Genomic DNA, 10,144 nt, shown 5'->3' on the forward strand with positions numbered 1-10,144 from the left:
TACTGGATCCCGGGTCTTCGCCCGGGATGACCAAGGTGGTGGATTGCCTCGCTAACTGACCCCCATATACCGTCCCGGCTTGTGGTTTAAGATGATGACCAGGCTCATGAACACCGCGCCGACCAGCGAGAGCAGCACCCTGTCGAAGGGCAGGATGAAAAAGGCGGCGATCAGGATGAAAAAATCGATGCCGAACTGGACATAGCCGGCGGGGATCTTGTGATTGTCCTGCAGATAGAGCGCCAGAATGTTGACGCCGCCCAGGCTGGCGCGGTGGCGGAACAGGGCGAGAATGCCCATGCCCATCATGGCGCCGCCGGCAATGGCGGCAAAGAACGGATTTATGCCCGAAATGTTGAGCCAATTGGGCATCAGCGCCGGATAGACCGAAACGAGCCCCACCGCGATGAAGGTCTTGAACGTGAATTGCCAGCCCATGCGCAGAAACGCCAGAACATAGAACGGCAGATTGACCACGAAGAACACCGCGCCGAACGGCAGGCCGGTGGCGTATTGGACGAGCAGGGCCAGACCGGCGGTGCTGCCGGTTGTGATCTGGGCCTGCGAATAGAAGGTGACGCCAAGCCCGACAAACAGCGTGCCGAGCAGGATGGCGAGAAAATCTTCAAGCGGGGTGTGCCTGACCTTGGGTTCGAACGAAGAATCCATAGGTTCCGATTTCGGTTCGTGGAATCGAGATCGGAACTAAAGCACTGTTTGGTGCCAGATCGAACCGAAAAAATCTCAGTGATTTTCAGGCCTTCTTGCTCCAGCGACCCCCTTCGTCCTGCTGCCAATAGGTGAGATCGTAAACCGGTTTGAGGTTGCGCCACACCTCGCGCGCTTCGGTGACGGCGTCGGGGTCATGGCCGTTGAAGATATAGACCAGCCGCTCATAACCTTCGAGCTGGCGCGGGGTGGCGCGATCGACGAAAAAGCGGATGGCGGCGCCGTTGGGGTTTTCATCGCCGCCGGTCAGCAGCACGGGCTGGATCGCATCGCCCTCCTCCCCCCGCGCAACAGCGTGGGGCAAAAAGCTGTCGTCGGAATAGGTCCAGAGCGCGGAATCGATGATTTCGAGCCGCTCGGCGCTGCCCACCTCCACCACCGCCCGCCAGCCGCGCTCGATGGTCTTTTCGAGCAGCATGGGCAGAACGGATTCGAGCGGGCGGGTTTCGAGGTGGTAGAAGAGAAGATCGGTCATGGCGATGTTATCGCATTGGATGGGTGGGGGCGCTAGGGGATGGCGTAAGCCAACTATCTTTCGACTGTTTCGTGAAACGGCCCCGCCGCTGTGTCGAGTATAAGGGCTACAAAGTCCCGCAGACTTTGTTCGACATAGCGCTCCACCGATTGTTTTGGATCGAATCCCCACCAAAGCAAGGCGCCTTGCCAGTGTGTTGCCGCAAGCAATCCGACGCCGGCAGGAACGCCGGTTTGCGCAAAGCAGGCATCAAGGGCGGCGCAGAGTTGGTCTCGCCAGGCGGCGCCGCGCGCCCGCAACTGGGGGTCGCGCAAATCCTCACGCAGGATCAAAAGACCTTCCGCATAGGTGTCGATGGTACCGTATTGCCCGGTGAGCCCCACGAGAAGTTCGATTGCCCCCTCGGGTGTCCGAGGAACCGAACCGGCGAGGCGTGCGGTATCAGCGTCCAGCCGATCCCAGGCAATCAGGAGTGATTTTTGCTTGAGGACGGCCTTGTTACCGAAGCGCTGGACGAGGGTTGCCCCCGAGAGGCCGCACCGTTTGGAAAGAGCGGCGAACGTCAGCGCCTCGGGCCCCTGCTCGTACATCAGGTCCAGAGCATGGCGCAGCACATGATCATCGGACTGCGTTTTTTGACGGGGCATCTTGACTCCAATAAATAACCGAACGATTGTTTATATATACAAATCACTGGGAAAGCCAGCCTAGCAAAGGGAGATCGGCAATGACACTTTCAGGAAAGGTTGCGCTGGTCGCCGGTGCGACACGCGGCGCGGGTCGCGGCATCGCAACAGAACTCGGAGCCGCCGGTGCCACCGTGTATGTGACAGGACGCACCACTCGCGAGCAGCCATCCGAATATGGCCGCGCGTCCGAAACGATCGAGGAAACGGCCGAACTGGTGAGTGCGGCCGGCGGCAAGGGCATTGCGATCCAGGTCGACCATCTGGTTCCACAACAGGTCCAAACGCTGATCGAGCGAATTCGGACCGAACAGGGCCGTCTCGATATTCTCGTCAACGACATCTGGGGCGGAGAGAAACTGTTCGAATGGGACAAGCCGGTCTGGGACCACGATCTGGATAACGGTTTGCGGCTGCTCAGGCTGGGGATCGATACCCACCTCATAACCGCCCATTTCGCCCTGCCGCTGATGATCGAGCGACCGGGCGGTCTTCTTGTCGAGGTCACCGATGGAACGGCGGACTATAATGCCAACCACTATCGCCTCTCTCCCTTTTATGATCTTGCCAAGGTTTCCGTAAACCGCATGGCCTGGGCTCACGCCAAGGATCTGGAAAAGCATGGCGCAACGGCGGTGTCATTGACGCCCGGATGGCTGCGGTCCGAGATGATGCTGGAAGCGTTCGGGGTTCGCGAGGACAATTGGCGCGAGGCCACGGCCAAGGTGCCGCATTTCGTGATTTCCGAATCGCCCCGCTTCGTGGGCCGGGCCGTCGCCGCGCTGGCCGCAGACACCGAACGCATGCGCTGGAACGGCCAATCGTTATCGAGCGGGGGACTGGCGCAATTCTACGGGTTCACAGATCTTGATGGCTCACGCCCCGATGCGTGGCGTTATCTTGTGGAGGTCCAGGAAGCCGGTATGCCGGCGAACGATTCTGGATACAGATAGGTCCCTTCGATGCCCCACTCCGAAAACCCGCCACGGGATCGCTTCGACGCTGCACCGGTCGGTGACGTACGGAATGCAGAGATGGCCGAGATCGAACATCTTGCCGGTCTTTGGCACTCTGGCTGGCAGGACGCGCACGCTGCGATTCTGCCGGCTGAACTGTCGCGATATCGGACGCCGGCGAGTTTCCGGCAGCGGATTATCGACAATCTTGCGCTTACGCGGGTTTCCGGTCCACTGGGCAATCCGTCCGGCCTGTGCATGATCAAGCACGATGAGCTTTACCAGCTCTTTGTCGCGCCGGCGGCCAGAGGCTCGGGCACCGCAGCGGCACTGCTTGCCGATGGCGAAAGGCGGATCGCCGCGTCCCAAATCACCACGGCTTGGCTGGCCTGTGCCATCGGCAATGAACGCGCTGCGCGATTTTATGAAAAGCATGGATGGAAGCGCGCGGGCCAGATGACCAACCGGCTGCCAACGCCCGATGGCGTCTTTGAACTCGAGGTCTGGCGCTACGAGAAGCGGCTGTAGCTCAAATGGTCCGCCGGTTGGGGTAAGGATTGCAGTGCGAACAACTCCGCCTGAGATTATCGGCTACCCTCCATCCTCATAGCCATCCCTGGTCAGCCTATCAAACAGCGCCACCCCGAACCCCGTTGCCCATGAGGTGTTCGTCTCCGTCGAGGCCTTGCCGAAGGCGGTGGAGGCGATGTCGATGTGGGCCCAGGGGGTGTCGCCCACGAAGTGGGAGAGGAACTGCCCGGCGATGGACGCGCCGCCCAGGCGGCCGCCCTGGTTTTTTATGTCGGCGAAGCGGCTTTCGATGAGTTTGTCGTAGGCCGGGCCGATGGGAAGATGCCAGACCTTTTCGCCCGAGGCGCCGCCGGCCTGCTGGAGTTTGGCGGCGAGAGAATCCGTGTTGGTGAAAACGCCGGCATACTCCTCGCCCAGCGCGATGCGGATGGCGCCGGTCAAGGTCGCGATATCGAACATGGCTTTGGGTTTGAACCGGTCCTGACAATACCAGAGGGCATCGGCCAGAACGAGACGCCCTTCGGCGTCGGTGGAAATGATTTCGATGGTTTCACCCGACATGGCGGTGATGACATCGCCGGGGCGGTAGGCGTTGGCGTCGGGCATGTTTTCAGCCAGGGCCAGGATGCCGACGGCGTTGAGTTTGGCCTTGCGGGTGGCGAGGGACTGCATCAATCCAAGAACGGCGGCGGCGCCGCCCATATCGCCCTTCATGTTTTCCATCGAAGCGGCGGGCTTGATGGAAATGCCGCCAGTATCGAAAACGATGCCCTTGCCGACAAAGGCCAGGGGCGGCTGGCCCTTCTTGCCGCCGTTCCATTGCATGACGACGAGGCGTGGGGGGCGGACCGACCCCTGCCCTACGGCGAGGATGGCGCCCATGCCGAGCGCTTTCATCTGGGTTTCGTCGAGCACTTCGACCGACAGGCCACGATCGGCCAGGGTGTTGGCGACATCGGCCATATCGGACGGGCCGAGCAGATTGGCGGGTTCGTTGACCAGATCGCGCGCGAGAATGGTGCCGTCGGCGACGGCGAGGGCGTCGTCAAGCGCAGCGTTCATGCCCGATGCTTTCGCGACAACGAAGGTGAGCGCGGTGGGATGGGTCGCGCCATTCTTGCGGCGGGTGAGGTATTTTTCAAAGCGGTAGGAGCGCAGCCGGGCCCCTGCCCCCAGCGCTCCGACCAGATGGGGGGCCAGCCCCGCCTCGTCGAGCACCACGGCGGCATCGGAGACGCCGGCGGCGTCGAGCTTGGCAAAGAGCGAGCCGCCCCTGTCGGACCATGCGGCGGCGTTGTCCCCTTCCCCATCCGCGCCACGGCCGAGCACCAAAAGGCGGTCGCAGCCAAGGCCGGCGGGGGCGGCGATATCGATCATGTGGCCGGGGCGGCCGGAAAAGCCCGTCGCCTTGGCGATGCGGGAGAAATCGAGACCAGTGCGCTTCCAAAGGCCTGCGGCCGTCTGGCCCATTTCTCCCTCGCCATTGGCGTAGAGCACGAGCGCTGAGGGGGAATCGGGCAGGGTTTCGGTAACGGAGATCGAGAGCGTTTGCGGCATGGGCGCGGCAACCTTGAGTGGCGAGGGCATAGGCGGCGAAGATTCGCCGGGCTGGACGGGTCGAGCATTGTCCGTGGCGGTGGTTGCGTCAATGCGCAGCCATCATTTGGCACCCTGTGTTGCCACGCTGCGCTTTTTGCGGCCACACGAACAGGGTAAAAGCACAACTGACTCGCCGGCACAGGACCAGACCCGCCCCTTGGACAGACTTTCGCGATATCTGCAGAGCCAGTTCTTTGCGCAGGCGCTTACCATTTTCGCGGCGGGGGGCGCGCTGATCTGGCTGATGCAGCTGTTGCGGCTGTTCGATCTGGTTTCGGCCAAGGGGCAGAATTTTCTCACCCTGATGGGCCAGAGCGGGTTGACGACGCCGACCTTTGCGCGCTCGATCCTTTATGTGTGTTTCGCCATCGGGCTGGTGCGGGGGTTGCGGGCGCTGCAATCGTCGCGCGAATTGCACACAATCCATGCCGGGCAGCGCACCGATGCGCTGTGGAAGGCGATCATTTCGTTTACGCTGGCCGGTGCGGCCATCGTGACGCTGGTCACAAATTATATCGAACCCCATTCACGGCGGATTTCGGCGGACTGGTCGGCCGAAATTGCTGCCGATGTGGTCGGAAGGGCGCTGGTGCCGGGGCGGTTTACGGAAATCGAAGACGGGCTGGTGTTTTCGATTTCGGCGCGGCGGCGGGACGGAACGCTGGTCGATTTCTTTTTCGACGACACGACCAACGAAACCCGGCGGACCTATTTTGCCGAAACGGCATCGGTGTTTCAGGATGAAACCGGCTATCAGCTGATCCTCAACAATGGCGCGATCCAGTATGAAAGCGCCGAGCGGCAGGGTTTGAGCCAGATCCGGTTCGCCCAATACCATATAAGCCTTGCGAGCCTGATCGATGCGGCGTCGCGCGCCACGAGCGCGGCCCAGACCGACAGTTTCGGGCTGATGGCCAAGGTGCTGGAGGGCAGTGCGACGGGCGAAGAGATCAAGATGCTCAACGAGCGGTTCGCCGATACGCTACGGGCGCTGGCCATCTGCGCGCTGGCGGCGGCGTTCTGCGCCTATCCCGATGGCGGGCGCGGGCGGCGGCGGATGCCGATGGAACTGGTGATCCTGCTGGTGGCGTTTGCCGAGCAGGCGGTGAGCGCGTTCTCGGGCGGCGGGGGCCGCCATTTCATCGCGCCAAGCGTGATCCTTGCGTTTTCGCTGAGCCTGTTGTGGCTGCGCAGCCGGCGCGCCTTCATCTTTCCGCGCTGGAGGGTGGCACGATGAACCGGGTCGGACGCCTCGTTTGCATTCGGCTGGCCGCCCGGATCGGGCTGGTGGTGGGGATCTTTTTCGGCATCATCCTGCTTGTCGAATTTCTCGATACGGGACGGTTCAACCAGACGGCAGCGCTGGCCGGGCCGTGGACCTCGACGGGGCTGGCGTTTCTGAGCGCTTTGCGCTGGAGCCTTCTGGGGCTGCCGGTGACCGTTCTGATCGGGGCCATCGTGGGGCTGATCGATCTGCATTCGCACCGTGAGATGGTGATCATCAGTGCGTCGGGGCGCTCGATCTGGTCGACGATGCGCTGGCCGCTCCTGATGATCATCCTCTCGGGCGTGATCGTGACGACGGTGGTCGACAGTTTTGCGATCAGGATCTATCAGCAGCTCGACGCCGCACAGATCGGCTGGGGACGCGCCTATGGGGTGCAGAACCGGGAGACGTGGTTCAACCAGACCGGCGCGGATGGCGACTACATGCTCTATGCGCGCTCGGTGACGCAGGGCGGCACGCGCCTGCGGGACGTTTCGATATTGCGGCCGCAGCCCGAAGGTGGGGGTGGCACGCGCATCCATGCGCGAATGGCCGAACTCGAGCCCGGATACTGGCGCATCACCGACGGGATGATCCTCGACATCGACCGGGCGCCGCGCGCCTTTTCCGAAATGACACTGGCTACGACCGCCACGGGGTCCGAGTTGAGCCTGCAACTGGGGACCGCCGAGGACATGTCGTGGTTCGATTTGCGAGCGGCCCTGCGCAATGGAATCGCCGACCCGTTTGCGCGGGCGGCGGCGGAGACGCGTTTTCAAAAACTCAATGCCGTTCCGTTCGTTCTTGCGGGTGCTTTGCTGATTGCGTTTGCCTTTACCGGCGGTTATCGAAGAACAGGGCATTATGGGTGGACCATCGTCTATGGAATCGTCCTGGGCCTGGTCGTGTTTGTAATCACGGAGATGGCTGACCGGGCCGGCTCGGCAGGCGTTCTCGACCCGATTGCGGCGGCGTGGGGCCCTGCCCTTGTCGCCATCGTGATCGGTCTGACCGTGATCCTGCGTAGAGAAGACGGGCGCGTTTGATGGACAAACCACCCCTGGGGGCAACATCGGTGCGGCGTGGCGCACTTTTGGCCAGCGTGCTGGCCACGGCGCTCGCGTTTGCGCCCGTGGCAAGTGCCCAGCAGCTCGTTCCCGCAGACTTCTTTTCGCGCATTCCCTCGGGCGGTGCCGGCGACATGGCGGTTTCGGCCGATACCATGGTGTTTGACTCACGCGACGATACTGTCGTGGCGCAGGGCCGCGTGGGGATCAGCTTTCAGGGCTTTCGCGCATCGGCCGACCGGGCGATCTATTACCAGCGTTCGGGACGGGTCGAACTTGTCGGCAATGTCGCGGTGATCGATCCCGAAGGGATCGAATACGTCGCGGAACGGGTGGAGCTGGAAGACGGCTTCCGCGAAGGGTTCTTGCGCGCGCTGACCGTGGCATTCCCCGATGGCAGCCGATTTACGGCAGCCGAAACAAATTTCGATGAAGGCGTCGAGCGGGTTTACGTCGATGGCAGCTATGCGCCATGCGGCACCTGCATCGATGCGAACGGTAACCGGATCGGGTGGTCGGTCAAGGCGGCCCGGATCGTCACCGACGAAGCCGAGCAGGTTATCTATTTCGAGCAACCTTCGCTGCAATTGCTGGGGGTTTCGGTGATCTCGCTGCCCTGGCTGACGCTGCCGCAGGACGAAGGGGTCGAGTTTCCGGTCCTGAGCTATAACGACCAATACGGTGTCGCGCTGTCCCTGCCCTTTTTCCGCTACCGGGTGGCCAATGGCACGCTGGCCGTGACCCCGATAGCCTATTTCAATCAGGGACCGGGCGTGTCGGTCGACTGGCGGCAGACCGTGGGCGATCTGAGCTATTCGGTGAATACATCGGGGGTCTATCAGTTCAATCCCGGCGCCTATAGCGGGCTGGCCAACCGCAATGTGCGCGGGGCGGTGCAGACCAGCGGCACATTTACACCGACCGACGCGTGGACGCTGGGGTGGTCCTACACCGCGTTTACCGATCCGGGCTATCTGCCCGATTACGACATCGACAGCGGAACGGCACGCAATCAGGTCTATGCCCAATATCTCGATGCCGACACCTATGCCGATATCCGGGTGCAGCAATTGGTGCCGCTCGACAACCAGCCGAGCCAGGCGGTGTTCGAGGCGCGCCAGAACGAGCAGGCCCTGACACATCCCAATGCGGTGGCCGATCACATTATCGATCTTGAAAACGGGGCCGGTCGGGTTGAACTGAGCAGCCGGCTTTTGGGGTTGACGCGGGCGCTCGACGATACGAGCCATGGCTTTGTGCACGGCTATGAGGGCCAATCGGTCCACGCCATGATGCAGGCGAGCTGGTCCAACCAGTATGTCGTGCCGGGCGGGCTTCTGGTTTCGCCTTATCTCGGGATGCGTGGCGATGCGGCATCCTATGACGGGGCAAGTTCGCTGGCCGGCGCGCCGGCGGCGCAAAGCCTGTTTTCAGCGACCCCGATTGCCGCTCTCGACATCCGCTATCCGCTGCTGGCGCGAACCGTTGGCGCTGCGCACGTGATCGAACCGATTGCGCAACTGGTCTATCGCGACGGCGAAGCAGTGCCCGGCATCACCAACAATGACTCCCAGGGATTCGTTTTCGACGACACCAATCTTTTCAGCTTCAACCGCTTCTCGGGGGCCGACAGGCAGGAAACGGGATTGCGGGCCAATGTGGGCGGACAGTTCCAGACCAGTTTCGACAATGGCGGATGGCTGAGCGGGCTGATGGGGCAATCCTTCCACCTGGCCGGAGCCAATGGCTTTAACGCAACCGATGGCAGCACGGCGGGCATCGGCTCGGGGATGAACGCTGACGCCTCCTATGTCGTTGCCGGCGTGCAGGGCGGCTATGGCGGGCTGGCCGGCGGGGCGAAAATGCAACTGGACCCCGCGACCGGCGACATACCGCGTGTCCAGCTTTCGGCCTCGGGCGAAGCTGATGGCTACAAAGTCACCGGCGATTACGTGTTCATCGCGGGCCAGGCGGCGCTAAGCCAGCCGCAGGACCGGCACGAAGTTGGTTTGGGCGCCGAAGTGCCAGTAGCCGATTACTGGACGGCCAATGCCGGGGTGGCCTGGGATCTTGATGCCAATGAATGGCTGCAGGCGACAGCCGGGCTGACCTATGACGACACGTTTCTGGCCTATGGCGTGCAGACGCGGTGGACGGGGCCGACACACCGGACGGCGAACGACTTCCGGGTCGGGGTCACCTTCAGCCTGAGCGGGCCGGAAAATTCGGACGTCGTCGATCTCGATGGCGGGTTCTGAACTCAACCATAAAAGCCAATTCCATTCCGGACCGGAACGCTTTAAACAGAACGCCAATCGCAACTGCCGAATTTGGCCGCATTTGTGCTAGAGGACGGCTTTGGCTAAAAGACGCTTTTAGGGAGCGGAACACATGAGACAATGGCTCGTATTGAGAACCGCTGGCATCTGTCTGGCTCTGGGATTGGCTTTCATGGCGGCTGCGGTGCAGGCGCAGGGCGCGCGGGTGACCGTGGACGGCCAGCCGATAACCGACCAACAGATCAACGACCGCGCAAATCTGTTGCGCCTCGAAGGGCAAGGGTCGAGCAATTCGGCCCGGGTGCAGCTGGCAACGGACTCCCTGATCGACGATACGATCAAGCTGGCAGAAGCCTCGCGCCTCGGTATCAGCGTTTCCGATGAGCAGGTGGATTCCGCGTTTGCCAATATCGCGACCAACATGCGGTCGAGCGTTTCCAACCTCAACAGCATCCTGACGCAGAACGGGGTCAATCCCCAGAGCCTGCGCGACCGGCTCGAAGCGGCGATTGCCTGGCAGCAGGTGGTGTCCCAGGTGCTGCGTTCGCGCATCCA

10 protein-coding genes are annotated in these 10,144 nt (G+C 62.2%); 6 read left to right on the forward strand and 4 right to left on the reverse strand.

Annotated elements, in window-relative coordinates:
• Positions 1 to 51: 51 nt before the first annotated feature.
• From AACZ55_RS13860 to AACZ55_RS13870, 3 genes are all read right to left on the reverse strand, one after another.
• Positions 52 to 669, reverse strand: coding sequence for a YitT family protein (locus AACZ55_RS13860; protein WP_339647014.1), 618 nt, complete (start codon positions 667 to 669; stop codon positions 52 to 54).
• 85 nt (positions 670 to 754) lie between these two features.
• On the reverse strand, positions 755 to 1,204 hold the full coding sequence (locus AACZ55_RS13865; RefSeq protein WP_339647016.1) for a DNA polymerase III subunit chi: 450 nt from the start codon (positions 1,202 to 1,204) through the stop codon (positions 755 to 757).
• A gap of 53 nt (positions 1,205 to 1,257) precedes the next feature.
• A complete protein-coding gene (locus AACZ55_RS13870; RefSeq protein WP_339647019.1) occupies positions 1,258 to 1,851 on the reverse strand; it encodes a TetR/AcrR family transcriptional regulator in 594 nt (197 codons plus the stop codon).
• Positions 1,852 to 1,931: 80 nt separating this feature from the next.
• Here AACZ55_RS13870 and AACZ55_RS13875 point away from each other — a divergent pair, with 80 nt between their 5' ends.
• Together AACZ55_RS13875 and AACZ55_RS13880 are read left to right on the forward strand one after the other, a co-directional pair.
• On the forward strand, positions 1,932 to 2,843 hold the full coding sequence (locus AACZ55_RS13875; RefSeq protein ID WP_339647022.1) for an SDR family oxidoreductase: 912 nt from the start codon (positions 1,932 to 1,934) through the stop codon (positions 2,841 to 2,843).
• Positions 2,844 to 2,924: 81 nt separating this feature from the next.
• The gene (locus tag AACZ55_RS13880; RefSeq protein WP_339647025.1) at positions 2,925 to 3,374 is read left to right on the forward strand and encodes a GNAT family N-acetyltransferase; all 450 of its coding nucleotides are present in this window, start codon (positions 2,925 to 2,927) and stop codon (positions 3,372 to 3,374) included.
• Positions 3,375 to 3,437: 63 nt separating this feature from the next.
• Here the strand turns inward: AACZ55_RS13880 and AACZ55_RS13885 are convergent, their stop codons facing one another.
• Positions 3,438 to 4,934 (reverse strand): leucyl aminopeptidase, encoded by a 1,497-nt coding sequence (locus AACZ55_RS13885; protein ID WP_339647028.1) that lies wholly within the window; start codon positions 4,932 to 4,934, stop codon positions 3,438 to 3,440.
• Positions 4,935 to 5,133: 199 nt separating this feature from the next.
• On the opposite strand from AACZ55_RS13885, the gene AACZ55_RS13890 reads away from it, so the two are divergent.
• The 4 genes from AACZ55_RS13890 to AACZ55_RS13905 all read left to right on the forward strand — a co-directional run.
• Positions 5,134 to 6,213, forward strand: coding sequence for an LptF/LptG family permease (locus tag AACZ55_RS13890; RefSeq protein WP_338607151.1), 1,080 nt, complete (start codon positions 5,134 to 5,136; stop codon positions 6,211 to 6,213).
• Entirely contained in the window at positions 6,210 to 7,289 is a 1,080-nt protein-coding gene (locus AACZ55_RS13895; protein ID WP_338607152.1) for an LptF/LptG family permease, read from the forward strand. The genes AACZ55_RS13890 and AACZ55_RS13895 overlap by 4 nt, the downstream gene beginning before the upstream one ends.
• The gene (gene lptD / locus AACZ55_RS13900) at positions 7,289 to 9,568 is read left to right on the forward strand and encodes an LPS assembly protein LptD (RefSeq protein ID WP_339647033.1); all 2,280 of its coding nucleotides are present in this window, start codon (positions 7,289 to 7,291) and stop codon (positions 9,566 to 9,568) included. Before AACZ55_RS13895 ends, lptD begins: the two co-directional genes overlap by 1 nt.
• A gap of 133 nt (positions 9,569 to 9,701) precedes the next feature.
• The coding region (locus AACZ55_RS13905; RefSeq protein ID WP_339647036.1) for a SurA N-terminal domain-containing protein at positions 9,702 to 10,144 on the forward strand (443 nt) is incomplete at its 3' end.

This window comes from uncultured Pelagibacterium sp. (genome assembly GCF_963972885.1).
In the GTDB taxonomy this organism is placed as follows: domain Bacteria; phylum Pseudomonadota; class Alphaproteobacteria; order Rhizobiales; family Devosiaceae; genus Pelagibacterium; species Pelagibacterium nitratireducens.

Coding starts and splice junctions, on each gene's coding strand:
- AACZ55_RS13880 (WP_339647025.1), top strand. CDS start 2,925: ATGGCCGAGATCGAACATCTTGCCGGTCTTTGGCACTCTGGCTGGCAG.
- AACZ55_RS13865 (WP_339647016.1), bottom strand. CDS start 1,204: ATGACCGATCTTCTCTTCTACCACCTCGAAACCCGCCCGCTCGAATCC.
- AACZ55_RS13860 (WP_339647014.1), bottom strand. CDS start 669: ATGGATTCTTCGTTCGAACCCAAGGTCAGGCACACCCCGCTTGAAGAT.
- AACZ55_RS13870 (WP_339647019.1), bottom strand. CDS start 1,851: ATGCCCCGTCAAAAAACGCAGTCCGATGATCATGTGCTGCGCCATGCT.
- lptD (WP_339647033.1), top strand. CDS start 7,289: ATGGACAAACCACCCCTGGGGGCAACATCGGTGCGGCGTGGCGCACTT.
- AACZ55_RS13885 (WP_339647028.1), bottom strand. CDS start 4,934: ATGCCGCAAACGCTCTCGATCTCCGTTACCGAAACCCTGCCCGATTCC.
- AACZ55_RS13875 (WP_339647022.1), top strand. CDS start 1,932: ATGACACTTTCAGGAAAGGTTGCGCTGGTCGCCGGTGCGACACGCGGC.
- AACZ55_RS13895 (WP_338607152.1), top strand. CDS start 6,210: ATGAACCGGGTCGGACGCCTCGTTTGCATTCGGCTGGCCGCCCGGATC.